Source organism: Planococcus shenhongbingii, from assembly GCF_030413635.1.
Taxonomy (GTDB): domain Bacteria; phylum Bacillota; class Bacilli; order Bacillales_A; family Planococcaceae; genus Planococcus; species Planococcus shenhongbingii.
This window is the reverse complement of record NZ_CP129235.1, coordinates 851,068-875,509: the sequence shown is the minus strand read 5'-3', so window position 1 is coordinate 875,509 and position 24,442 is coordinate 851,068. Positions and strand designations below refer to the sequence as shown.

22 protein-coding genes are annotated in these 24,442 nt (G+C 44.2%); 4 read left to right on the top strand and 18 right to left on the bottom strand.

Annotation, left to right across the window (positions count from 1 at the left end; all coding sequences use genetic code 11):
- Positions 1-48: 48 nt before the first annotated feature.
- Positions 49-561, bottom strand: a complete 513-nt coding sequence (locus QWY16_RS04330; RefSeq protein WP_300991671.1) for a pyridoxamine 5'-phosphate oxidase family protein — start codon at positions 559-561, stop codon at positions 49-51.
- Between the two features lie 503 nt (positions 562-1,064).
- Here QWY16_RS04330 and QWY16_RS04325 point away from each other — a divergent pair.
- Positions 1,065-1,583: a DUF2798 domain-containing protein gene (locus QWY16_RS04325; protein ID WP_300991670.1), complete on the top strand. Its 519-nt coding sequence runs from the start codon at positions 1,065-1,067 to the stop codon at positions 1,581-1,583.
- Between the two features lie 40 nt (positions 1,584-1,623).
- Here the strand turns inward: QWY16_RS04325 and QWY16_RS04320 are convergent, their stop codons facing one another.
- The 5 genes from QWY16_RS04320 to gdhA all read right to left on the bottom strand — a co-directional run bounded on the left by QWY16_RS04320 (position 1,624) and on the right by gdhA (position 7,272).
- On the bottom strand, positions 1,624-2,700 hold the full coding sequence (locus QWY16_RS04320; RefSeq protein WP_300991668.1) for an ABC transporter ATP-binding protein: 1,077 nt from the start codon (positions 2,698-2,700) through the stop codon (positions 1,624-1,626).
- On the bottom strand, positions 2,697-4,439 hold the full coding sequence (locus QWY16_RS04315; protein WP_300991667.1) for an ABC transporter permease: 1,743 nt from the start codon (positions 4,437-4,439) through the stop codon (positions 2,697-2,699). The genes QWY16_RS04320 and QWY16_RS04315 overlap by 4 nt, the downstream gene beginning before the upstream one ends.
- A 29-nt stretch (positions 4,440-4,468) precedes the next feature.
- A complete protein-coding gene (locus QWY16_RS04310; RefSeq protein ID WP_300991666.1) occupies positions 4,469-5,503 on the bottom strand; it encodes an ABC transporter substrate-binding protein in 1,035 nt (344 codons plus the stop codon).
- Between the two features lie 78 nt (positions 5,504-5,581).
- Positions 5,582-5,794 (bottom strand): hypothetical protein, encoded by a 213-nt coding sequence (locus QWY16_RS04305; protein ID WP_300991665.1) that lies wholly within the window; start codon positions 5,792-5,794, stop codon positions 5,582-5,584.
- A 95-nt stretch (positions 5,795-5,889) separates the two neighbouring features.
- Entirely contained in the window at positions 5,890-7,272 is a 1,383-nt protein-coding gene (gene gdhA, locus QWY16_RS04300) for an NADP-specific glutamate dehydrogenase (RefSeq protein ID WP_436837163.1), read from the bottom strand.
- 816 nt (positions 7,273-8,088) lie between these two features.
- Between gdhA and QWY16_RS04295 the strand changes: the two genes are divergently transcribed.
- The gene (locus QWY16_RS04295) at positions 8,089-9,453 is read left to right on the top strand and encodes a YjiH family protein (protein ID WP_300991664.1); all 1,365 of its coding nucleotides are present in this window, start codon (positions 8,089-8,091) and stop codon (positions 9,451-9,453) included.
- Between the two features lie 159 nt (positions 9,454-9,612).
- On the opposite strand, the gene QWY16_RS04290 is transcribed toward QWY16_RS04295, so the two are convergent.
- The 7 genes from QWY16_RS04290 to QWY16_RS04260 all read right to left on the bottom strand — a co-directional run bounded on the left by QWY16_RS04290 (position 9,613) and on the right by QWY16_RS04260 (position 17,640).
- Positions 9,613-10,815, bottom strand: coding sequence for a Bcr/CflA family efflux MFS transporter (locus QWY16_RS04290; protein ID WP_300991663.1), 1,203 nt, complete (start codon positions 10,813-10,815; stop codon positions 9,613-9,615).
- A gap of 196 nt (positions 10,816-11,011) precedes the next feature.
- Entirely contained in the window at positions 11,012-11,296 is a 285-nt protein-coding gene (locus QWY16_RS04285; protein WP_300991662.1) for a PTS sugar transporter subunit IIB, read from the bottom strand.
- On the bottom strand, positions 11,297-12,685 hold the full coding sequence (locus tag QWY16_RS04280) for a PTS galactitol transporter subunit IIC (protein WP_300991661.1): 1,389 nt from the start codon (positions 12,683-12,685) through the stop codon (positions 11,297-11,299).
- A 110-nt stretch (positions 12,686-12,795) separates the two neighbouring features.
- Positions 12,796-13,245, bottom strand: a complete 450-nt coding sequence (locus QWY16_RS04275) for a PTS sugar transporter subunit IIA (protein WP_300991660.1) — start codon at positions 13,243-13,245, stop codon at positions 12,796-12,798.
- 526 nt (positions 13,246-13,771) lie between these two features.
- Positions 13,772-14,629: a YitT family protein gene (locus QWY16_RS04270; RefSeq protein WP_300991659.1), complete on the bottom strand. Its 858-nt coding sequence runs from the start codon at positions 14,627-14,629 to the stop codon at positions 13,772-13,774.
- A gap of 344 nt (positions 14,630-14,973) precedes the next feature.
- Positions 14,974-15,831 (bottom strand): YitT family protein, encoded by an 858-nt coding sequence (locus QWY16_RS04265; protein WP_300991658.1) that lies wholly within the window; start codon positions 15,829-15,831, stop codon positions 14,974-14,976.
- A gap of 327 nt (positions 15,832-16,158) precedes the next feature.
- Entirely contained in the window at positions 16,159-17,640 is a 1,482-nt protein-coding gene (locus QWY16_RS04260) for an alanine/glycine:cation symporter family protein (protein ID WP_300991657.1), read from the bottom strand.
- A gap of 717 nt (positions 17,641-18,357) precedes the next feature.
- On the opposite strand from QWY16_RS04260, the gene QWY16_RS04255 reads away from it, so the two are divergent.
- Complete coding sequence (locus QWY16_RS04255; protein WP_300991656.1) at positions 18,358-19,131, top strand: metal-binding protein ZinT; 774 nt, start codon at positions 18,358-18,360, stop codon at positions 19,129-19,131.
- Positions 19,132-19,215: 84 nt separating this feature from the next.
- Here QWY16_RS04255 and QWY16_RS04250 read toward each other — a convergent pair whose 3' ends face one another.
- From QWY16_RS04250 to QWY16_RS04230, 5 genes are all read right to left on the bottom strand, one after another.
- Positions 19,216-20,199: an SPFH domain-containing protein gene (locus QWY16_RS04250; protein ID WP_300993276.1), complete on the bottom strand. Its 984-nt coding sequence runs from the start codon at positions 20,197-20,199 to the stop codon at positions 19,216-19,218.
- Positions 20,200-20,232: 33 nt separating this feature from the next.
- Positions 20,233-21,012, bottom strand: a complete 780-nt coding sequence (locus tag QWY16_RS04245; RefSeq protein ID WP_300991655.1) for a TPM domain-containing protein — start codon at positions 21,010-21,012, stop codon at positions 20,233-20,235.
- Positions 21,009-22,037, bottom strand: a complete 1,029-nt coding sequence (locus tag QWY16_RS04240) for a TFIIB-type zinc ribbon-containing protein (protein WP_300991654.1) — start codon at positions 22,035-22,037, stop codon at positions 21,009-21,011. The genes QWY16_RS04245 and QWY16_RS04240 overlap by 4 nt, the downstream gene beginning before the upstream one ends.
- Positions 22,038-22,088: 51 nt before the next feature.
- Positions 22,089-22,805 carry a PspA/IM30 family protein gene (locus QWY16_RS04235; protein ID WP_300993274.1) on the bottom strand — a complete coding sequence of 239 codons (717 nt, stop codon included), beginning with the start codon at positions 22,803-22,805 and terminating at the stop codon, positions 22,089-22,091.
- Between the two features lie 372 nt (positions 22,806-23,177).
- Positions 23,178-23,543, bottom strand: a complete 366-nt coding sequence (locus tag QWY16_RS04230; RefSeq protein WP_300991653.1) for a helix-turn-helix domain-containing protein — start codon at positions 23,541-23,543, stop codon at positions 23,178-23,180.
- A gap of 182 nt (positions 23,544-23,725) precedes the next feature.
- Here QWY16_RS04230 and QWY16_RS04225 point away from each other — a divergent pair, with 182 nt between their 5' ends.
- Complete coding sequence (locus QWY16_RS04225) at positions 23,726-24,409, top strand: GIY-YIG nuclease family protein (protein ID WP_300991652.1); 684 nt, start codon at positions 23,726-23,728, stop codon at positions 24,407-24,409.
- The last annotated feature ends 33 nt before the right edge of the window (positions 24,410-24,442 follow it).

Here is a 24,442-nt window from a genome sequence, read left to right as displayed (position 1 = left end):
ATCTGCACAAAAAGGCTCAGTCTGCTCGACTGGCCTTTTCATGTCAAATTAATTGTCACTGCCATATAGACGGTCGAATTCGACGGTTTCGTTCAAATCACTGTCTTCATCCATGGTTTCCTTAGTCGTGAGCTTTTTAACAAACTTTGCGGCGCTCTTTAATTTATTTCCTGTCTCCCAGTACTCGGCTGTCTCCGCTGATACTTTAATGAGCACTACATTTGGATCATCATAAGTCGTTTCCAGTAATTTACCGAGGATCGGATTCCAGAATTCTTTTTTCTTCTCCAGATCTTCGCTGATTTCTGCGGTTCCGCTGATTGATACATAAGACTTGCCGGAATAGGCTAAGTTGACTGTAGGATTTCGGAGGATTTCCTGGTATTTTGCTGTATCTTTCATGGTCATAAACCACAAATCTCCGTCGAATTCCGTTTCCTGGGTCTGCATCGGACGTGATACCGCTTTGCCGTTTGATATTGTCGTGAACATCGCTACCTCAATGTCCTTGATCAACTCCTTGACTTTCTCAATTGCTTCTTGGGTTGATTTGTCTGCCATGGTCGATCTCCTCCTACACAATTTCTATTCATGAAAAATCCTAAAACATTGTATTTATAATATTTTCCCTTTTTTTCACCCCTCAAAACTTTTCCATCTGACAGCTGCAATATTAGTTGAGTTTTTCAAGATACAGTAAGGACATATTTTTCTGATGTCATTGAAATTTTTCTAAGAGATTTTTTATTGAATCTCCTTTTTCCAAAAGACATAAAATGGACACTTACCTTTTCGCAAATAATTTTGTTAAGGTTTAAAACAGACTGTATAGAGTAACAACTTTAAATTGAGCATAACCGCAAACGAATGGTTATCCAAAATGTATGTTTGAAATAGTAGAGATAGTAAACGAATAACGGAAATCCACAGGCAGACAATCAATGGCAGATCCACTATTGATGTTCTCCAAAAGCTGACCTTTATTGCCGCGACCATCGCTTCATTTGTACATGATTTATCGTATTGCCATGGTCAAATAAAAGCTTTTGGAAAGGAAGAAAAATATGCACCAAGAAAAAAGACTGCCGAGAAACGGAAAAGAGGGCCTATTATATGGCGCGCTCATTTCCACTATGACTGTTTTGTTCATGACTACATTCAGCATCATTTACTTTGCCGGAGAATTTAATGGCGAGATTGCTTTCAGCATATTAAAAACATTGCCGATCATGTGGATAATCGTCATGATTATTGAACCCGCTATTTTCGGCCGCATCGCAGAGGCATTAACCGCAAAGTTCACCAAACCGACTGACAGCTTCAACTCGAAAATCCTATTCCGTATTCTTTTCACCGTACTCGGAATGTCCGCCGCTATGACGTTGATCGGCGACATTGTCGGCAACGGTTTCCATCCTGAACTTTTCAGCAGCTGGCTGCAGTACTGGCCGCGCAACTTTATCATCGTGCTCGCTGCAGAAAGCCTAGTGATCCAGCCGATTGCGCGTTTCGCCATGGTGAAACTGCATGAAGCACAGGATAAAAAAGCCGGATTAGCAGCAACACCTCAAGTACAGAACTAAAAATTTGCTTCCAGGCACTTATGTGCATGGAAGCTTTTTTTCATCTCGCAGCAGAAACAAGATCTCTTCCCTGCCCTGCGCCCGCCTTCAGCGAAACTTCCACCGCATCTCCGGCATGAAATCGCGGCAAATACACCGGCTCGTGCACTGTCCATATGCCTCCTGCCACTTCCACGGTATAGTGGATTTCATGCCCTTGATACTGGAAAAATGTGACGCGTCCATGAAGTCCGTTCTTTTTCGCTGGAGATAATTGCAATTGTTCCGGCCGTACCGGGTAGATGCCGTCCGCTTTAAAGCTGCGTGCCACACCACGATCCGGCCAAATGCTGCCAGGGTCGATTTCCGGCACAAACCCTTCTTTTTTCCACTGCCCTTTGATCAAATTGCATTTCCCTACGAACGTCGCAACAAATGGAGTTTCAGGGCGCGTGTAGATGATTTCCGGCGGCGCAATTTGTTCGATGCGGCCATCGTTCATCACCACGATTTTATCTGCGATGGCAAGCGCTTCGCTTTGGTCGTGTGTGACAAAAACAATGGAAGCCCCTGTTTCCCAATGCAGCTTCTGAATTTCTTTCCGCATCTCCATCCGCAGCTCCACATCAAGCGCACTGAATGGCTCATCCATCAACAACAGATTCGGCAGCGGTGCAATCGCCCGCGCCAAAGCCACCCGCTGTTTCTGCCCGCCAGACAGTTCCGATGGATAGCGTGCTGCAAAAGCATCCAGTCCGACAAGCCCGAGCACGTCATTGATTCTGGACTGCAGTTCGGCTTTGCTTTCTTTTTTCCGGTTTGGATGGTGGTCGAGCGGAAACTTGATATGGTCCGCGACCGTCATATGCGGCCATAAGGCAAATGACTGGAACACCATCCCGATATTGCGTTTTTCGGGTGGCGTGACTCGTTTTGCCGTGGCCATAAGAGTGCCATCCATGACGATGTTTCCTGTTGTCGGCCCCATGAATCCTGCGAGCAATTTCAAAAGCGTGGTTTTGCCGCAGCCGGAAGGGCCGAGCACCGCGATAAATTCCCCGGTTTTAATTTTCAAATCGATCGAATGGAGCGCCGTAAAATCTACGTATTTCTTTGAAACGTCTTGAACTTCAATCATTTTGCTTTCAGCACCTTTCTGTCCCATAGCTTGCCGAGCATCATAAACAAGGCGCCGCTGAGCAGTATGCCCAGTACAAGCACCGTAGAGAATGCAGTCGAATACGTTGAGTAGCCCGCCTGCTCGTAGCCAAAGATCACCACACCAATCGTTTCAGAACCGGAAGACCATAACAGACTCGATACGGTGAGTTCCGTCAATGCCATCAAAAATACCAGCAACGCACCACTGAGGATTCCTGGGAGCAGTAATGGCAATAAAATCTTGCTCCACTTTGCCCAGCCCTTTGCCCCTGAAGTCCGTGCCGCTTCTTCCATCGACGGGTCGATCTGCAGGAAGGCTGTATAGCTGCCACGGACCTGCAGCACCAGGAATCGTGTGGTGTAGGCGATGAACAAGATAAAAACAGTACCGTATATTCCAGGATTCCATCCAGGCACCGGCTCCATCCACATGAAAATCATGCAAAGCGCAAATACCGTTCCCGGCAGTGCATACGGAATCGTGATGAACAATTCCGCCGTCTTCGTGCTCCAGTCAGGAGATTTAAACCGGAGATAGGCAAACAAGGTTCCGAGGAACAAGCAAATGGCCATCGTAACCAACGCGAGTTTCAAGCTATTCATAAATGCCGCTGCCGGTTTGGAATCATTTAAAAACACCTGCTCATAATTCTTCAATGACAGATTCTCTAACGTGAACGGTACGCCGTAGGCAGAAATCAGCGATAAAGCCCCCATCGCAATCAGCGGCATAACGCTCGTCACAAGCAAAAATGTCCATAAAGCGATTTCCAGCAATCTTCTTTTCATCGGCTCCAGGAAAATACGCGGCTGTGAATCGCTGCGTGCCGTTTCGGTAACCCGGCTCCGCCTGAGCAAAAACCATTGCAGCAATGTGCCGGCAAGCGCGATTACACCGAGCATGGCGGACAAAACAGCTGCCCGCGAGAAAGCTTCCGGTCCGAATCCTACCACTTGTTCGTAAATATAGGTACTGAGCACCCGGATATTCGAAGGCGTCCCTAAAAAAGCGGGAATCCCGAAATTGTCGAGATTAGATAAAAAGGCGATCAGCCCGCCGCTCGCAATCCCAGGCAGCGCCAGCGGCAGCACTACTTTTTGCAATGTCTGCTTTTTGGACAAGCCGGACGTCGCCGCCGCTTCTTCCAAATCACGGGGGATCTTGCGGAAGACGTTGACCGTAAAGAGATAAACGAGCGGATAATGCGACAAGCCGAGCAGCAGAATGATGCCGCCGATGCTATACAAATTTGGCACTTCCAGATTTCCCGGAAGCCGGGACAATAGCGCCGCCACTGGACCTGAGCCACTGAAAAACTGCGTCCATGCGAGTGTTGTGATATAGGAAGGAATGATAAACGGCAGGAAGATGAACAGCTGCATCGTCCGTTTCCCGCTCACATCGACATAGGCGACAATCCAGGAAAACACTACACCTAAAACAAGTGCCAAAAGCGTTGACCCCAGTACAATGATTAACGTATTCTGGACCGTCACCCAAGTCGCTGTTTCCTGCAGCACTTGCCGATAATAATCCAAGGTCAGCCCGCTATCATTAACAAAACTGAGCCATACGAGCCGAAGCACTGGCAACAGGAAAAGCAGAAACACTGCCAATAAGCCAATGCCTTTATAGAACTTTTTGTTTTGAAGAAAAAGAGAGAAAGAGGGCATGCCCTTTTTTCTCTCTCCAATTGCCTGCTGTTTTAACGTCATGTCGTTAGCTCCTTGCCTTGCAAAATCGATCACTGACCAAAAATCTCTCCGAACTTCGCTTTATCGTCTTCGCGTGTTTCCAGCAATTCCACTGAGTCGGCTTCCAGCACATTCATTTCATCCAATGATTTCAGGCCTTCTGGTGCTTCGATGCCTTCACGGATAGGCGTATATCCTTGTTCAGACGCCAATTCCTGTCCTTCTTCCGACAGCACAAAATCGACAAATGCCTGTGCGGCTTTTTCGTTATCCGTATTCGCCAGGATGCCCACCGGTTCTGTAATGACCGGCACCCCTTCTTTCGGATACACAAGTTCAACCGGAGATCCATCGCTCTTCGCCTGAGCTACAAGGTAGTCCACAATCATGCCATAATGCTGTTCGCCCATGGCCACTCCTTCAAGGACGGCTCCGTTTCCTTGCGTGATGGTGATGTCATTGGTGCGCATGTTTTCATAGAATTCCCAGCCCATATCTTCCTGTTTCGTGATGACGCCTAAATTATACGCGGCTGCTCCTGAATATAGCGGGCTTGGCATAACCGCTTTCCCTTTTGAAGCTTCTTCCGTCAAAACAGTCCAGCTGTCCGGCAGATCCTTCACTTCGTTCGTATTGACGACAAGCCCCGTTGCCATCACTTTCGTCCCGGTATAAGCTCCATCCGGGTCGATAAATGATTCGTCAATCGCTTCTGCTTCCGGTGACTTGTAAGGCAGCAGCAATTCTTCTTTTTTGAAATTCTCGAACGTCACGGAATCCGCTACCAATAAAACATCGGCTTGGATATCACCTGCCTGGTCTTCCGCCTGGATTTTCGATACCACTTCTTCTGTGCCTGAACGGAAAATGCTGACTTCCACATCCGGATTCTTTTCAGTAAAAGCGTCCACAAGCGCCTGTGCATCCGCGTCCGGCTGTGATGTATAAAAATCGAGTGAACCGGAAACCGCTGATCCGCTGTCCGCACTTTCCGCTTCTGCATTATTTGCCGCTTCTTCCCCGCTGCACGCTGCCAGCATCGCCGTCATGGCAAGCACACTTGCACCTGTAAACAATTTATTCATCTCAATTCCCCCTCAGTTTCTCTCGTTGTTTATTCATTTAGTGTAAAGCTCGATTATGAAGTTATTGTGGAGAATCTGTTAAGAAGTATAAGGATTGTGTAAAGGGGAATTTGCAGGAATGTTGGTAGAGATTTGTGAAACGCCGATAAAAAGTTTAGCAACACCGATAAGGAATGAAAAACCATCGATAGCATCCGCTGAAAATGCAGATAAAGAATATTTGCTTGGACTTTGAAGGCTTTTTGCTTTTGAAGGAGCTCTTCGCGGCAGGCGAAGAACTTTTCCAGTCAAAGTGTTTGGATCTTGAATTGATTAGCTCAGCCCAAAAAAAGCTCAGGCAAATTTCTTTGCCTGAGCTTTTTTCGTCTACTTTATCTAATCAAATTTTAGTTTAATCCATGATCAAGCATTGCATCTGCTACTTTTTTAAAGCCGGCAATATTGGCGCCAACAATCAGGTTGCCCGGGGAACCGTATTTTTCTGCAGTTTCCATGCAATTTTTATAAATGGTCTTCATGACTTGATGCAATTTAGCGTCAACTTCTTCAGAGGTCCAAGAATAGCGCATGCTGTTCTGTGACATTTCCATCGCAGAAACTGCTACGCCTCCCGCATTCGCAGCTTTCGCCGGTGCAAAGAGAACCTTGTTGTGCGTCAGCACGCGGACCGCTTCATCGTCACATGGCATATTGGCCCCTTCGCCCACTGCTTTGACTCCGTTGTCTACCAGGGCTTCTGCACTTTCTCTGCCGATTTCATTTTGCGTCGCACAAGGAAGAGCGATGTCGCATGGAAGTGTCCAGATCTCTGTTTTGTCTTTACCGAAACGTGCACTTGGATGATGTTCAAGGTAATGGTAAATTCTTTTTCTTTCTACTTCCTTCAGCTGCTTAACGGTTTCCACGTTAATGCCTTCCGGGTCGTAGATATACCCTTCCGAGTCGCTGCACGCAACAACTTTCGCGCCAAACTCAATCGCTTTTTCCATTGCATAAATCGATACATTTCCTGAACCGGAAACGATGACCTTGCTGCCGGCAAAAGAATGGCCCTGGCCTTTCAGCATTTCCTCAACAAAATAGACTGTGCCGTAACCCGTCGCTTCTTTGCGGATTAAGCTGCCGCCGTTGTCCGGGTTCTTGCCCGTGAAGACACCAGCCTCGAAAGCATTGCGGATGCGCTTATACTGTCCGAACAAATAGCCGATTTCCCGTTTGCCAACGCCGATGTCACCCGCAGGAACATCGATGTCTGGTCCGATGTGGCGGCTGAGTTCTGTCATGAAACTTTGGCAAAAACGCATGATTTCCCGGTCTGATCGCCCTTTGGGGTCGAAGTCGGAACCGCCTTTGCCTCCACCTATTGGCAAACCTGTCAAGGCATTCTTGAAAATCTGCTCAAAGCCAAGAAATTTCACGACGCTGACAGTTAAAGAAGGATGAAAACGGAGGCCGCCTTTATAAGGCCCCAGTGTGCTGTTGAACTGTACCCGGTATCCTCTGTTTACATGGACGTTTCCATTATCATCTTCCCAAGTGACCCGAAACGCGATAAAACGTTCAGGCTCGGAAATGCGCTCCAGAATGCCTTCTTGCACATATTCAGGATGCTGTTCAAAAACAGGCTGTAATGATGCAAAGACTTCCCATGTCGCCTGTAAAAATTCAGATTCTCCAGGATTGCGTTCTTTAACTTTTTTATGAGTGGCTTTTATATATTCATAAGCTGATTGTTGGATGACTTTATCTTCTCTTTCAATATACTGCAATTGTATTCATTCCTTTCATTAGAAACAGGGTAAAGGTGAATAATTATCCAAAAAAATAAGTGTTTATAAATCATTATACAAACTGATTTCTTTATAATCAATTAAATATTTTAAGATAAGAAGCTGCTTTTCAAAATCGGCCCTCTTTACAATAATAAAAAACTTTGGAATAGGCTTCAGATTTCCCTTTAAATGCTTATATAGCAAGCTTTATGGGATTTTTAAAATAAACAAAAAGAAAGAGGCTCTAACTTTCAGCTAAATAAAAAATAAAAATTCTTTCATCAACTACCTGCTGATGCAAGAATCAAATATTCACTCGTTATTTATGACGCATCTTAGGTTTCTTTTTTTAAGGGAGGCACAAAAGCTCTTCTATCTATACTTTATTATAAGTTTAAAAAAAATCAATTAATACTCATACTATCAGATTTTATTATTGTAAAGTAAGAATTTTATCTTTGAAAATAAAAAATAAGAACTTTTATTACACTTAGATTTAATATATTTACAAATTTATAAATAGTCTCCGTTTATTTAAAAAGAGAAAATTACATAAACATCTAAGAAAGATTTGGAGCTGTTCAATAATCTTCTTTTCATTATATTATATACGAACTTCGTATTTTTATTCAATACTATTTCCAGAAAACTCTGATCTCTTTTTTCTCAAATAAAGAAATAGATAAAAAAGCTTTATTTACAGCAAAAAAGTGACGGTTCTATAAAGGAAGTTTAAAATTCCCTTGTAACCCTATTCCTGAATAATGTATAGTGTATACATTATTGAATAAAAGAGGATGGAGGGGAAAACACATGACTACGCTTCAAAACTACAAAAAGACAGTTTCACCCGCATCAACCTGGAAATTCCTTGTTCCATCCCTGATCGGAGCACTCTTGTTTTTATGCCCCATATCTTATAACGGGGAAGTAACAATTGGTGTCGGCATCTTAGCATCATTCCTGCTCTCTACTTTCAGTGGAGTAATTCCGGCATTCATCTTATTCCTGCTTGGTTTTTCAGCCATCTCCAGTTTAGCTGCGACGGCTTTAAAGCCAGAGTTTGTGAAAAAGTCACCTTTTCTGCGCACGACATTCATCAACGGACCGTTCAATCTTGCAGTAAAGGTAGTCGCTTTCGCATTCTGCATCATGGCCTTTTATGAAATTGGCCCTGACGCAATCGCTTCCCGCAACACAGGCGGAGTCGTCCTCTTTGATCTGGCTCCAGTGTTGCTCACTTGGTTCTTGTTCGCCGGCATTTTATTGCCTTTGCTTGTAGAGTTCGGGCTGATGGAATTTGTCGGTGTACTGGTCAACAAATTTATGCGCCCCGTGTTCACTTTGCCTGGCCGCTCGTCGATTGATGCGATGGCATCTTGGATGGGTGCTGCGCCAGTCGGCGTATTGGTAACAATGAAGCAATACGATGAAGGCTATTACACAGAACGCGAAGCTTCCGTTATCGCCACGACCTTTTCGATTGCATCCGTCGCTTTCAGTTTAGTCGTGGCAAATGTCGTTGGCATCGGCCACTTGTTTTTGCCGTTCTACTTGGCTGTTTCCATCGCTTGTTTGGTAGCTGCCGTCATCATGCCACGTATTCCGCCGTTGTCCCGCAAAAAGAATGAGTATTTTGCGCCGGTTGGAAAACAAGTCGATGATACGATTCCTGAAGGCGTATCACTGGTCAAATGGGGATTCAACGAAGCGCGCCTTAAAGCAGACAGCGCCGCTAGCCCGAAGAAGCTTGCAATAATCGGCATTGAAACGGTGCTTGATATTTGGCTCGCATTGATACCGTTGGTTATGGCGCTTGGAACAATGGCATTGATCATCGCGGAATACACACCGCTATTCAAAATCATATCCTATCCGCTGATTCCGGTACTGACATTATTGGGACTTCCGGAAGCGGCTGAAGCGGCTCCTACATTCCTCGTCGGCTTTGCGGATATGTTCTTGCCGGCTGTTCTTGGCAGCGGCATTGAAAGCGAATTGACCCGCTTTGTCCTGGCCGGTGTGTCTTTGACGCAAATCATCTATATGTCTGAAGTTGGATTGTTGATCCTGCGTTCAAATATCCCGCTTAAGTTCTGGGAACTTGCCGCAATTTTTGTACTGCGCACTGTGATCACATTACCGATTCTGGTTATATTCGGCCATTTATTTGTATAAAAAGAATCCACTCCTTCGAACTTTCGGTTCGGGAGTGGATTCTTTTTTGCGTTCAAATTTCAAGCTGAAACACAAGTGGTTTGACTGATATAAAGAAACAGAAGCTGAAGATTTCTCTTCAGCTTCTGTTTTTAATTTAATTCCTTATAAGATCTCGCACTATACAGTTGCTTTCTTTCCCGTCAATGTGAAGAAAACAATCAGCCCCAGAACGGATGAGCCGAACAGGATAGCGCCCATCGGGACAGCAGACGTTTCGTTGATGCCAACAAGCGGTGAAACCAATGAGCCGATCACCAGCGGCAGCATGCCTACTACTGCACTGGCGCTTCCTGCCCTATGCCCTTGGCCGTGCATAGCCAGGGTAAAGGAACTCGTAAATGTCATTCCGACTGCAATCATGTAAATAAAAATCAGCGTGACGATGGAAGCGAGCGGCCCTTCGACAATGGTCATGATCAGCAGCAGGAATGTAGCTCCGGATGCCAGAAAAACTGCTCCTTGCAGCAGACGATGTTCAGAAACAATGCCGCCGAACTTGCCGATGATATAGCTCCCGAGAATCATGGCGATGCCGTTAATGCCGAATAGCAAGCCAAAGGTTTGAGGGGTAACTCCATAGATTTCCTGATAAACAAAAGGTGTTCCGGCTACATAAGCAAAACTGCCGCCGTGGATCATTCCAGCCACCAATGCATAGCCGATGAAAGGCCGGGTTTTCATCAAACTGCCCATCGTGCGGACAGAAGCTCCAAGTGAACTTGGCATGCGCTCTTCCTTGGGGAGTGTTTCCGGGAGACGAAAGATGATGATTACCGCCATTACTAATCCAAGAAACCCTAAAAAGTAAAAGATGGATTCCCAACCTGCAAATGGCAATGCCAGGATGGCGCCACCAGCAATCGGTGCTGCCATTGGGGCTACTGCATTGATAACCATCAACAATGCAAAAAACTTCGTCATTTCCCTGCCGGTGAAAACATCACTGACCACTGCTTTGGAAAGGGCAACGCCTCCTGCGGCTGTCAACCCTTGTAAAAAACGGCCTATGATCAAGAGCTCGATCGTCGGTGCTATTGCACAAAGCAGAGATGATAGCGCAAATAAGAAAATCGAGATGATCAACGGTTTCCGTCTGCCTTGCGAATCGCTCAATGGCCCAATAATGATTTGGCCAACCGCCAAACCAATCAGACAGGCTGTCAAACTCATTTGAACCAGTGACACATGGGCATTTAACTCTTCAGCAATCAATGGGAAACTTGGCAAATACATATCAATATTTAAGGGTGCCAGAATTCCGAGCATGCTGAGAAGCAAGGCTAGCCCAATTCGTTTTTTTCCTGTCGGATTATGTAGCATATCTTTTAACACCTTTCAGTAGAATACGTAACTAACTATACAGTACTCGGTTAAAAGGTTTAAGCATTTATAGGATAAATTCAATAGAAAGCCTTAAATCCCAAAATAGCACGCGTTCTATAACCCTTTGATTTAACTGTAAACGACAAAAGCCACCCGCTATACACAGGTGGCTCAGCCTTATTCACAAGAAGCATTAACGTTTGATCTCCGCCAGAACTTTTTCGTACATGCTGTCAATCCCGATGCCGGTCAAGAGCGGCACGCCGTCAATCACTTTGTCTTTTATTTTGTCCGGCACCAATGTAGTGGACAAAATAACGTCGTACTCATCGATTCGATTTATTTCATCACTGACTTTCGACTGGTAAATCTTAACTTCCTGGCTTAAATTATTCGCTTTCAGCCATTCTTCCACTTTTCCTTTTACCACTGTTGAAGTGGCAATTCCCGTTCCGCACATAATCAATAATTTCTTCATTTATGCTTCCTTCCCTTCTAAGCTATCATCTTCTTCTGTTTCATCTGTTCGTCCTTCTTTGGCTCTTGTCCGGTTCGGCTTGATCTTATTTTGATAAATCAAACCGAAAAGCGTCAACAGCCCTAAGGCTCCCATGCCATACCAGCTGAGTATTTTCGGAATCCATACGAATAGGAATGTTGTCCAAACCGCTCCGTCAATCAATGAAGAAATGCTGGAGTTCTCTCCCATATCGAAGTTCGAGGCAATGGCCGCTTCTGTAAATAGCGGGGCAATCCAAGTGGCGATATACAAGCCTACCCCAATATAGATAGTTCCCCCGATAACGGTTCGCACAATGTTCCCTCTGAATATCGGCACCATCAAACAGATCAAGAACGGAATCGATGCCAAATCGGCAAACGGCAGAACGGAGTTTCCAGGCAACAGCACCGCCAGGAAAATCGTAATCGGAATGAGCAGCAAAGCGGAAGACAATACCGCAGGGTGACCGATCGCCAAGGCACTGTCCATGCCGATATACAAATCTCTTCCCGGGAAACGCTTTTTAACGAAAGCACCTGCTGCTTCCGATACCGGGATTAAACCTTCCATCAAAAGAGCCACCATTCTTGGCAAAAGTACCATGACGGCACCTGTCTGAATTGCCAGCTGCAGAATTCCCGGCACATCGTAGCCTGCCAGAATCCCGATCAAAATCCCGATGACGACACCGATTATCGTTGAATCACCCAGGATGCCAAGTCTTTTCTGAATGGATTCCGGGTCAGCTTCCAGTTTGTTGAATCCTGGAATCCGGTCGAAAACCCAGTTCATCGGCAAGGCGACAAATGCCGATGGTGCCGATGTACCGTGCGGAAACGTGATGTTTTGAAATCCATAGAATCTCTCAATATACTTCGCCAGAACGTCCGCCATTAAATACAACAGCATCAAATGAACGATAATGGTGAGTATGCCCAGCCAAAAATCTGAAGTCAGCGCATAAACCAAAGAGCCTGTAAAAGCGACATGCCAGAAATTCCAGATATCGACGTTCAGCGTTTTGGTCAACCCGAAAGTCAATAAGAGAATATTTACACCGACGCCCAGTGGAATCGCTAAACTGCCTAACGATGTCCCGTAAGAAATGGCTGCAGCTGCCGGCCAGCCGACGTCAATTGTATTTAAGTTAAATCCGAAATTATCGACCATCGCTTGGGCAGCAGGGCCTAAACTATCCACCAGCAAGCCAATGACCAAGTTGATCCCTACAAACCCGATTCCGACGATAATCCCTGCACGAAGAGCTCGGCCTGGCTTAGTCCCCAGCACCAGCGCAAAGATAAAAATTAAAATCGGCAGGAGAACCGTAGCTCCGAGATCCACAAACCATTGTAGAAATTCCATCAAATCTCCTCCTCAAATTAATATATTGTGGCAGAGTATTGCAGCTTGAATGGATTAATAAAAAGTACAGTTTGAATTTTTTAGATTAAAGTTCAGCTGCTGCGCTGTTTCTACGATTTGTCTCCGACCAGCTCATTTAATTCGTCTACATTTTTAACGGCAGCCAATCTCGACACCGTATCCGGATTTTGAAAAAGCCCCACTAATTTCTGCAACATCTCTAATTGGCCGGACGGATGTTTCAAGGCAAGCAAAAATACCAGCTTTACGTCGACCAATTGGTCTCCTTGCCCCATTGCAACGAACTTCACCGGTTTTTTTAAAGTAGCAAAAGCTATTTTCGACTCGTTCACCATATTGCCGTCTGTATGGGGAATTGCAACACCGAATGGCACAGTGGGCAATCCCGTAGGAAAGGTTTTTTCCCGCTGAAGGATGCTTTCGACAAACTTTTCTTTGACGAACCCTTTCTTGAGCAGCTGATTGCCCAATTTGGTCAGCACTTCTTCTTTTGAATTGGCTTCCATTTCAATAATGACCAATTCTTCATCCAGCTTCATCGTCCACTCCTCCTAGTTTCATATGCTTGATGCTGCAGCGAACCATCATTGTTGTCCCTCCTTTTTGTTGGCTGTCATCATTTTTACAATTGTTCCACGTTAGCACATATGATTTTATTCATATTATAAGAGCGCTTTCAAAATTAATCAATAGAGTATTCGAAATATTATAAACTTACCTGGAATATAATCGTCTTGAATTTAAATCCATGCACGCTATGCAAAAAAGCCGCATGACGGATGCGGCTCTTTCGGTCGTGTTCTTCATTTTGCCCAATTGTGGAAGATGAAATACGTCATGATGAGAACAACTGCTATGGCGGCAAGTACGAGCAAGGGCACAAGACCAAAGGTTGGTTCCATCTTAACTCCTCCTTTTTAACTTCATCATAACCCCTTTTATTAGAAATGAAAACAACAAATCTAATAATTCAGACATATATATTTTCAGCCAAAAAAGCTCTCCAGCCGCTGGGATCTGGAGAGCTTTTCGTTATGTTCATCCGGCTATTTTCAGCATAGTTGCTTACAATTGGCCATTCATTTCCGGCGTCTTCTTAAAATTCTCGTCTTTTCGGAAATTGCCCATGACCTCCATCGTCTCGCTGATGCTGACAAAAGCGTCCGGATCGACCGCTTTAATAAGCGGTCTGACATATGCAAGTTCGTAACGCGAAATTACACTATAAAGGACTTTTACTTTGTTTCCTGAATAAGCGCCTTCACCGTCCGTTACAGTAATGCCGCGGTACAGATTCTCAAGCAATTGCTTTTTAACAGCTTCGCCTTTGTTCGTGACCACCATTAAGCCGAGCTTGATATGGCGGGTGTGAATCCGGTCAACAACAAGGCCTGTAATATAGATTGATGCCATTGTATACATCGCGAGTTCCCATGTAAAGATGAACCCGGACACGAAAACCACTAGGCTATTGAGGACAAATACTAAAAAACCAAGCGGGATATCGCGCTTCATCGTCAAAAGAAGGCCGACTACGTCAAAGCCGCCTGTCGAACCATAGGACCGGATGATGAATCCGACACCCACTCCCACAAGAACTCCACCGAATACCGAAGACAATAGTGCATCTTCTGTCACTTTCATCACCGGAATGTATAGCATCGAAACCGATGTCACTACGACCGAGTAAATGCTATTGAAAATAAACATCTTCCCCAGTTTCATCCAGCCTATGATCAAAATCGGGATGTTCAAAACAAACAGCCAGATTCCGGCATTGACGGGGGTCATCAAACTGAAAATCATGGCAATCCCTGTAATACCGCCTGATAAAATTTCATGCGGCAGCAATAACATATTAAACGCAAATCCAAGCAGCACCGATCCTGCGAAAATGACTAGCGCGCTGTAAAGTTTATCCATACATAATTCTCCGTTCTTTCTTTTGCTCATTGCCTAAAAAAGCCATAAAAAAAGATCGCGCATATTCCGCTTCGACCTTCCGTGGCTGTGGCACAATGTAACAAATTATAGAGGTTTGTGTAGCAGGAATGCAAGTTTTCTTGACGCATATTAAGCGACTCGTTTTTTCGTGTTTTTATTTTCGCCATATATAGAAGATCTATTGATTGGCGTTATACGCTAATACTAATAAGTAACTTTTCAGGTGCCTTCTTAGAACGAAAAAAGCATGAAAAAGCCCTCAAGATTAGTAATTCTTGAAGGCTTTGCCGCTATACTTATTTAAATACCTCAAACGTTATTCCTTATAAAGAGCCGCCCGTTCCCGGCGTCTTCTTGAAATTATCAGTCTTCCGGAAATTACCCATAACTTCCATCGTCTCGCTGATGCTGACAAAAGCGTTTGGGTCGACTGCTTTGATCAGCGGCCGGACATAAGCAAGTTCATAGCGTGAGATAACGCTGTAGAGCACTTTGACTTTATTGCCCGAATAAGCGCCTTCACCGTCCGTCACAGTAATGCCACGATACAGATTCTCAAGCAGTTTCTTTTTGACGTCGTCTCCTTTGCTCGTCACCACCATCAAGGCCAGCTTGATATGGCGTGTGTGGATCCGGTCAATGACCAATCCAGTGATGTAAATCGAAGCCATCGTATACATCGCAAGTTCCCATGAAAAGATGAAGCCCGATGCAAAAATAACAAGGCTGTTAAGAGCGAAGATTAAAAAGCCAAGCGGAATGTCGCGCTTCATCGTCAAAAGCAGGCCGATAATATCAAAACCACCGCCTGAACCGTAGAAACGGATGATGAAACCAGCACCAGCACCGACAAGAACTCCTCCAAATACAGATGATAGCAATACATCTTCCGTCACTTTCATGACCGGAATATACTGCATGGAAATCGATGTCACTGCCACCGAAAAAATGCTATTAAAGATAAACACCTTGCCTAATTTGAACCATCCCAGTATAAAGACCGGAACGTTTAGGACAAATAGCCAGATTCCGGTATTGACTGGTGTCAGCAAACCAAAAATCATCGCTAGCCCTGTGACGCCGCCTGATAAAATTTCATGCGGCAGTAAAAACATATTGAAGGCAAATCCAAGCAGCACCGATCCTGCAAAAATAATTATCAAACTATAAAGTTTGTCCATAAATCAGTCTCCATTCTTCAGTAAATTCAACATCAATGAAAATCAAAAAAGGCCATCTGTAATTCCGTTCGGCCTTTTAAAGTTCTGGCATAATGTTTCAAATTATAGGGGACAATATGGACGGAACGCAAGTTTTATTTCTCTAAATATAAGAACTTATTTTTATAGAACTATAATATTATGCTTATTGATTTTGTACAGCTACTTTACAGCAAAGCAAAAGCGTTTCCTCTTACTCTTATGAGCAGTGGAAACGCCTTTCCTTTATGCAGTCCCAAATCAGCGTCAAGGACAGCTTTTCAAATTTACATTTCCGCCTCTTTTACTTTAAACGGATTCTACTTTTCCTTTATCCAGTTCATAGACTTCAGATTCGTCATACTCTTTCACCCAGAAGTCTGCGTCTTTAAACCCCAATTTTAATGGATCGAAAACAGGGTCTTTCCCTTCTTTTTTCTGTTTTTCGTAGTCTCTCAATACTTTTAAAGCAGGCTTTGTAAGGAGTAAAATGGCAACAAAGTTCAGCCAAGCCATACTGCCCATCCCAAGGTCTCCTAATGCCCAAGCAAATTTGGCACTTGCCACACTGCCGTAGAAAGTCATAGCCAATAAGACAACTTTTAACACATGTTTTGGCCACGTTAAATCAGCTTTCGGATTCCGGCTTATGAAGACCAAACAGGTTTCTGCTTTATAGTAATAAGACATAGCAGTAGTGAAACAAAAGAAGAACAGCGCTATGGCCAGGAAAGCAGCACCGAATCCAGGTATCACAGATTCCACTGCCAATTGTGTATAGGCAGACGGTTCGGCATCTCCAAGGTTATTGACAATTGGAGCTCCGCCTTCCGGTTGAACATTATACATGCCAGTCAGCAGAATCATAAAGGCTGTAGCTGAACAGATGAGGATGGTATCAATATAAACTGAAAATGATTGAACAAGTCCCTGCTTGGCAGGATGAGATACTTCTGCAGCGCCTGCATCAAATGTTTCACTGCCGATTCCTGCAGCATTCGAGAATGCTCCCCGCTGAACCCCCCATGAGATGGCGGAACCAACAATTCCTCCAAACGCCGCATTGGCACCAAATGCACTTGAAATGATAAGTGAAATGACTTCAGGCAATTCGGTAATGTTTAAGACCAGAATAATCACAGCCATCAAGACATAGATGAATGCCATAATAGGTACGATAATTTCAGCGGCTTTAGCAATCCGTTTGACGCCTCCAAAAATAATGACTCCGAGAATTGCCACTACCATAATGCCTGTGATGTAGGGTTCAATTCCGAATGCATTTTCCATTGCGATCGCGATGGTATTAGCTTGCAGTCCCGGCCACAGCACGCCCATGACAATGAGTGTGATTGCTGCGAACACTACCGCAAACCATTTTGCTTTCAATCCTTTTTCTATGTAATAAGGTGTGCCTCCACGATATTCGCCATTTACTTTGCGTTTGTACACTTGCGTCAGTGTAATTTCAATAAACGAAGTGGCACCACCTAAAATCGCCATAACCCACATCCAAAAAACGGCTCCTGGTCCGCCAAATGCGATAGCAGTCGCTACACCAGCGATATTTCCGGTTCCGACCCTGCTTCCCAGTGACATTGAAAATGCTTGGAAAGAAGACACTCCCGCTTTCGATTTATCTCCTTTGAAAACCAGCTTCACCATATCCTTGAGAAGCCTTATTTGCAAGAAACGTGTTGCAATCGTATAAAACAACCCTACTATCAAAAAAAGGTAGACTAATGCCGAACTCCAAACGATTCCATTCATCCAATCTACAAAATTCTCCATGTGCCCTCCTTCGTATACCGGCTTTTCGGTGATACTTCATTAAATTTAGTGCCAATATAACTTCATCTCTAAACGCTCCTGTTCGGCGTTTTCCAATCCAACTATTTTGCTGTCGTTTGGCTGTTCAGCTGAATAGCATTTTTAAATCCGCCTCATGGAAAGTGGCGGAAATCCGATATTTCTTATGTATTAATGCTGCTGCGCATTATTCATTTCCACCAGTCAGTTCTTGCAACAGTTCTAAGATTAATTTTCTTATGTCGCCGCACAATATATTTCTCCTAGATTTATATCTGCAATAAGTATGGTCCTTCTAACCCCTCCCTATTAATTGATCTTAAAGCGTTTACTGTTTTATTTTCTAAAATACTTTTGGTATTTTAAAATATCTTTAAACAGTGAGTTCAAATCTACATATATTGATACAGTAATGTTCCCTTGCTAACAATTTATAAACGGAATTCTAAGAAGTTTTTGGAGAATCATAATTTAGTCATGCATGCAGTAATATTTTTTTGTGTATAAGGAACCATTCGAAGCCATGATTATCATAATGTTCCCCATTTATTTTACAAAGTATTTTGATTGAATGAAAAAAGCGGCAATCGTATTAAAAATCGGATAGATAAATTCATAATATTTTTATTTTTACAGAAACAAGTGTTTATCTGTATAATCATAAAGTGTAATCATTACTATTTAAAAGGAGTGTTAATAATGAAAAATTCATTAAGTAAAGGCATAGCCATCTTGTCAATCAGTTCCTTGCTGGCGGCTGGTTGTCAATCTGCAAAACTAGCTGAGGCTGAACAAGAAACCACATCTGCTTCAAGCATTTCTGCCAATTCCGCTGAAACACAGGAACAAGCAACGGAAAGCCATTCAGAGGAAAGCAGCCATGAGCACGAGCATGACCATGCCTCTGTTCATAGCCATGAGCTTGACGAAGCAACCCAGAAAATCTATGATGGATTTTTTGAAGACAGCCAAGTAAAAGACCGTCCTCTATCCGATTGGGCTGGGTATTGGCAGTCAGTATATCCATACTTAAAAAGCGGAGAACTTGATGAAGTGTTTGCCGATAAAGCTTCGCATTCAGACAAAATGACTGCTGAAGAATACAAAGAATATTACACCACTGGCTATAAGACAGACGTCGACCGAATCATTATTAAAGAAGATATTGTCACGTTCGTCCAAAACGGTGAAGAACTTTCAGGCAAGTATGTCTATGACGGCTATGAAATCCTTACATACGAAGCAGGCAATCGAGGCGTTCGCTTTACCTTTAAGTTAGAGGAAGAAACAACAGGTCTTCCAAAGTTCATCCAATTCAGTGACCATAGCATCTTTCCAACCGCAGCCTCCCATTACCACCTGTATTGGGGCAATGACCGCCAAGCTTTGCTGGATGAAGTCGTAAACTGGCCGACTTATTATCCTTCTACTATGGATGGGCATACGATTGCGCATGAGATGATGGCGCATTAATGCGGGAACTAGCCCTAGCTGGAATATGAATAAAAAAAGCCCATCAAGCAGGAAATCGTTTTACCTGCTTGATGGGCTTTTCGATTAAACTAATTTTTGCCCGCAATTCGGGCAGAACTTCGCACCTTCGTTTTTCTGGCCGCAATTCGGACAGAAATTCGGTGCTGCTGCATCGCCGTCCGCTGCTTGTGAGGTTTGAGTGCCTGCAGCGGCCTGATTTTCCGAACCGCTTCCTTTTTGATTGTCCATCATTTCTTTGGCGATATTCATCCCCATCATCATGCCGGCCATGTCGGACGCGGTATTGGAACCGGAAGATTTGCCCATCGCATCCGCAACGGAGATTTGCTGGTATTTCGAAATGTCGCCCACCATGCCGTGGGAAGCGCTTTTGTTGATCATATCCTGGATTTCCTGCGGATAGTTGAAGCTCATAACCTGGAAGCCGGTGATTTTCATGCCATCATCCATCAATTCCATATTCAAGTCATCTTGTATGCCAGCGCCAATTTCATGGGCGTTGGCCTGCAGATTGAACATATTCTTGCCTTCTTTGGTGATCCATTTCATCAGGAGCTGATCGAGAATTGCGGTAATCCGGATCTTTACTTCATCCACCAAATAGCTGTCCCGGATGCCCGCAATTTTATCGATCAATGCCATATAGTCATTCACTTTAAACTGGAAAGTGCCATTCGCCCGGATTGGCATGCCGCCTGGCAGCTGAGGCGCCGGAATATTGATGGGGTTTTTCGTGCCCCATCTTACGACGAACTCTTTGGTATTTACAAACAGCACTTCAACCCGCATGCCGGAGTTGAAACCGAAACGGAATCCTTTTAACGTCGATAAGAACGGCACAATTTCGGATTCGATGTCATACTCGCCGTCGTCTTCAAAAATCCCTTCGATTTTACCGTTATTCAGGAAAACGGCATCCTGTCCGGGACGGATGATCAGCTTACTGCCTTTTTTGATTTCCTGGTTGGTCCACTTCCAGAAAATCATATCTTCTCTGAATTCGTCCCATTCCACTACATCTGAAAATTGATTGCCGAAAAAGGCCATATTGTTCATTCCTTCCTTTAATTCGATTAGCGTTTAGAAATTGCGGCCGCCTCCGCTGAAGGAACGTCCGCCTCCAGTTGAACCGCCACCGCCGAAACCACCGCCGCCGCTATTGCTTTTCGGAATTCTGCGCCGCGATACGGTCTTATTCCGGAATTGGTCCCGTTGGCTTCTCACCCGCGTATTGTTGCCGTCAAAGTAAGTGCGGGCTGTTGTCGTGACACGTCCGCCTGCGTTTAAGACCATCGAGCCGACAATGACGCCGCCAAGCAGCAAAGATACCGCCGCCTGAAACCAGGTTTTCAAGAAAATGTTCTCTGGATTTACGCCTGGCCGGTATTCCATATAGCGGCTTGCTGTCGTCACTGTCTCACGGAACGCGCCGCCGTAATCGCCGCTCCGCATAAATGGCATGATGCGGTCGAGCACCATATCGACCCGTTGATTATCAAGCGACGTTTCCGCTGTCCCGAAACCGGCGAGGTAGACTTGCCGCGTCCCGATATCGATTGTCAGCAAGACTGCATTTTCCTGATTGTTTTCTACTGCCCATTGGTCAAAAAAATCGCCCATATATGTAGTAATAGGCAAACCACCCATGTTCGAAGTGGTCAAAAACAGAAAATCGGCTCCGTGTTTTTGGCTGTGCTCTGCTGCAAGGGTTTCAAGTTCCCTTATGTCCGCTTCACTTAGCAAGCCCGCGTTATCATAAACATGCTGGTCGGTCTGGGCTGAAACCACCAGTCCACCAGTTAATATTGTAAAAACCATCAACAGAAACAAAACCGGTGCTTTTAGATTCCATAATCTCACCAAAGAACACCTCCTATGACATACGAAATGGCTTTCATCACTGCGAAAGTGCCTGCAGCGATGGCAGTGAACCAGGCGGCTACTTTGCCTCCGCTGATCGGCGGCTTGCCGACCACTTTCCCGGTCTGTCCATTCATCGCAAAGGTGTGTTCCTTGTTTTCAAAGTCGTAGTACACCATCCACACAGGGAATAACGTATAGTAGACATTTTTTTTATTCGCCTGAATTTGTTTATTGGTATAACTGACGGTCGAGTAGCCCGAAATCGTGCCATTAATATACGCATCGATGTACGGCACGATTTTCGATTCCACTCTTGAGAATAAAACCTCATCGTCGTAATCGTATTTTTCCGCCAAATACCCGGCGAGATAGGGCATCTTAAAATCCTTAAGCTCCTGGTAATCATAAGGTTCTAGCTTGTCCATCAATTCATCGTCCATTTTTTCCGACGCATCCGCTGGCACTTTAAGGTAACTGAGATCGATTCCCCGGTACACATCGTAAAAGTCCGTCTCCGTGTAGATGGTATCGCCTCGCTGGTATTGATGCACGCGCGTCCCGATCGCCGCCACTTCAGCAGTTCCATCAATATCATAAAGCCAGAACGGCACATACATCCCAGTCATTTTCTTGATCCGGTCACCATTCATGAAGCCTCTCGGCGTCAACCGGCCGTTCCGCGTCCATTTCTTAAAAGCGGCGACAGCTTCTTCTTTAGTGATCGTGAAAGGAATGACTTTCGCGGGGGCGAACTCACCCGTAAGCCGGTCCGATAGCACAACCGGCGCGCCGCAGAAACTGCAATGGGTGGCTGTTGTACTGGCTTCTGTCAGAATTACGGCACCGCAGTTTTCGCAATGGTATTCTTTTGCTTCATCCATTTCAAACTTCTGCTGGATATTCTCTTCTGGAAACGTTTCAATATTATCTTGTCTTCCACAGCTGGGGCAGGACAATGTGCCCGAATCCGCGTCAAACGCCATATCCGATCCGCAATTGGGGCATTTATACTGAACAACCAATCCCGCTCTCTCCCTTCTGCATGCAGGAAATCATTTTCCTCTTCGTAGCCATTATTCGCCTTTACTAAGCTGGGATTTCAGCGCCTCCAGCTCATCGTCCACATTGATTCCACCTTTAAGCGATTCCAGTTCACTGTCCACATTCGTATCGGTCTCGTATTTCGCGGCCAAATCTTTGATATCGGTGCCTGAACTTTTATTCAGCTCTGACATGGCCATTGCTTCATCAAGCTGCTGGTTGATCTTCTCTTCCATTTTATCGAACGCGGAAATCCGCTCACCTGTGCTGCTCACAGAAGAATTCAAGTTGTTCATGCGTTTTTGCGTCTTCGCGACAGATGCTTTCCCTTTCAGTTCAGCACGGCGCGATTCCAGCTCCCCGATATCCGATTCCAGTTTGTCGTGCATTTGGCGCATCTGTGCGGTGTTGGTTGCTGCCAGTTCCACAGACGTCTGCATCGTCTTTTCCTTTTCCGTCAGTTCCGCTTTGCGTTGAAGGAACTTCCGGGCATCGTCTTCGTTTTGCGCTTCCAGCGCTTTCACTGCGTAGCGCTGCATATCGTCGATTTCTTTTTGCAGCTCCGCCAGTTCCCGGCGCTCCCGCTTCTCAGCCGCCATAATTGCAGCCGTCTCCGATTTCACTTTCCCAAAGTCGCTGTTCAAATCACGCAAATACTGGTCAATCATTTTCTCCGGATCCTCCGCTTGATCCAGCATTGCATGAATATTGCTTGCCATAATGTCTCTGAAGCGCTTTAAAATCTCCATCATCATTCTCCTTTTTTTCTGTATTTATCGGACTGCTCGGCAGTTCCTCTTATAAGGAGAGATTACCCTTAACTGCCGGTGAATAATCATGTGGGAATCTTAGCGCAGGTTCAGTCGACACTATAGTTTTTGCAGTCAGGAGAAGTTTTCAATTTGTACTATGTGAATTGTAGAACGTCGATAAAGATTTTAATGATACCGGCTTTTCGCCAGCGAAAGGCAAAAGGCATTGCCAATAAATCCATAGGATTATTGCCAATGCCTTATTACACATTTAACTTAAATCAATAAAAAAAGGTGCTTATTTAAAATATATTTAGCTTATAAATTTTTAAAATTCCTATCAGTTTTTGTTTCTATTCTTATCTCTTCTTAATTCAAACCAAACTTCAATTTTACTCTTCTCACAATATCCGCTTCCTTGCTTTGGATAAATTCATTGGCAATTTGTTTTACCATGCTGTTGATTTCTTTGTTCATTTCTTTCGTTATTTCTTTCTTCATAAGTAGCTGATCGATCACTTTGCCGTTCGGCATAAACTGTCTGCCGGTTAACTCATCAAGGGAAACACTATACAAGTCTGCCATCTTCATTAGAAGTTTAAGATTCGGCTCCGCACTTCCCGCTTCATATTTAACGTACACGGCTTTTGTGATTTTCAAATGCTGCGAAACGAGCTGTTGGGTCAACTTATTCTTTTCTCTGAATAATTTTAGGTTCTCAGCTAATTTTGGCATGGACCTTTCCCTTCTTTCTTAAATAATTTCTTTAATAATTCTATCACCATTAACAATTCTAAGGAAAATTATTAATTATTAAGACCTAACACTAATAATCCAATAGTAACATATTACCATTTAAGTTATAATCAAAATAACATTGATTTTTTAAAATTATTTTAGAGGAGGACCACCAAGTAATGATTAAAAATCTTTTAAATAAACTGCTCTCCAGCAGCACTGCTTCCAGTACTGCGAACACTCCACCGGTTGCCCAATCAAATAAAATATACCTCTTTGAATCGAATCAATACGAACTTGAAAAAGTCCTGGCATCACCTGATCTTCCAGGCAAGGCTCCAGGTTATGTATATTTTGTCCAGGAGTACATGAACGGATCTTTTAAAATTGGCAAAACCAAAAATGTTGAAAAGAGAATGAACGTTTTCGGCGTGAAACTCCCTTTTGAAAACAAACTTATCTATTTAATCAAAACCGGTAACCATCACCAAACAGAAGTCGCCTTTCACAGGCATTTCGCCGATCAGCGGTTAGAAGGCGAATGGTTTTCTTTGAGCAAAGATGATATTGCCTGGATCAAAGAAGGAAAATACACTTCTGAAATCAATGAAACGATTCAAATCCCAGAACCGCCAAAACCAGCCCCAACAATAAACGAAAATAAAGAAGATAAATTGCTAACTGCTAAACAAATCGAATTCGCTAAAACCTTGCTTGCCAAATTAGAAGACCAATATGAATTGGTTGCAGATTATTCTCTTCTGACTCAAAAAGACTTGAATCGATTGAGCGGTTATTTCCGTTTCAAGAATAAAGGAGCTTTGAATAACTTAGTGGCAGCAGGGGTTTTAAAAGAGAAGTAATTCTATGGACTTTTAATAGGACACCTCTAAAAA

Bases quoted from the DNA above. Each gene is read 5' to 3' on its own strand.
- QWY16_RS04330 (WP_300991671.1), bottom strand. From the start codon at position 561: ATGGCAGACAAATCAACCCAAGAAGCAATTGAGAAAGTCAAGGAGTTG.
- QWY16_RS04325 (WP_300991670.1), top strand. From the start codon at position 1,065: ATGCACCAAGAAAAAAGACTGCCGAGAAACGGAAAAGAGGGCCTATTA.
- QWY16_RS04320 (WP_300991668.1), bottom strand. From the start codon at position 2,700: ATGATTGAAGTTCAAGACGTTTCAAAGAAATACGTAGATTTTACGGCG.
- QWY16_RS04315 (WP_300991667.1), bottom strand. From the start codon at position 4,439: ATGACGTTAAAACAGCAGGCAATTGGAGAGAGAAAAAAGGGCATGCCC.
- QWY16_RS04310 (WP_300991666.1), bottom strand. From the start codon at position 5,503: ATGAATAAATTGTTTACAGGTGCAAGTGTGCTTGCCATGACGGCGATG.
- QWY16_RS04295 (WP_300991664.1), top strand. From the start codon at position 8,089: ATGACTACGCTTCAAAACTACAAAAAGACAGTTTCACCCGCATCAACC.
- QWY16_RS04290 (WP_300991663.1), bottom strand. From the start codon at position 10,815: ATGCTACATAATCCGACAGGAAAAAAACGAATTGGGCTAGCCTTGCTT.
- QWY16_RS04285 (WP_300991662.1), bottom strand. From the start codon at position 11,296: ATGAAGAAATTATTGATTATGTGCGGAACGGGAATTGCCACTTCAACA.
- QWY16_RS04280 (WP_300991661.1), bottom strand. From the start codon at position 12,685: ATGGAATTTCTACAATGGTTTGTGGATCTCGGAGCTACGGTTCTCCTG.
- QWY16_RS04275 (WP_300991660.1), bottom strand. From the start codon at position 13,245: ATGAAGCTGGATGAAGAATTGGTCATTATTGAAATGGAAGCCAATTCA.
- QWY16_RS04270 (WP_300991659.1), bottom strand. From the start codon at position 14,629: ATGGATAAACTTTACAGCGCGCTAGTCATTTTCGCAGGATCGGTGCTG.
- QWY16_RS04265 (WP_300991658.1), bottom strand. From the start codon at position 15,831: ATGGACAAACTTTATAGTTTGATAATTATTTTTGCAGGATCGGTGCTG.
- QWY16_RS04260 (WP_300991657.1), bottom strand. From the start codon at position 17,640: ATGGAGAATTTTGTAGATTGGATGAATGGAATCGTTTGGAGTTCGGCA.
- QWY16_RS04255 (WP_300991656.1), top strand. From the start codon at position 18,358: ATGAAAAATTCATTAAGTAAAGGCATAGCCATCTTGTCAATCAGTTCC.
- QWY16_RS04250 (WP_300993276.1), bottom strand. From the start codon at position 20,199: ATGGCCTTTTTCGGCAATCAATTTTCAGATGTAGTGGAATGGGACGAA.
- QWY16_RS04235 (WP_300993274.1), bottom strand. From the start codon at position 22,805: ATGGAGATTTTAAAGCGCTTCAGAGACATTATGGCAAGCAATATTCAT.
- QWY16_RS04230 (WP_300991653.1), bottom strand. From the start codon at position 23,543: ATGCCAAAATTAGCTGAGAACCTAAAATTATTCAGAGAAAAGAATAAG.
- QWY16_RS04225 (WP_300991652.1), top strand. From the start codon at position 23,726: ATGATTAAAAATCTTTTAAATAAACTGCTCTCCAGCAGCACTGCTTCC.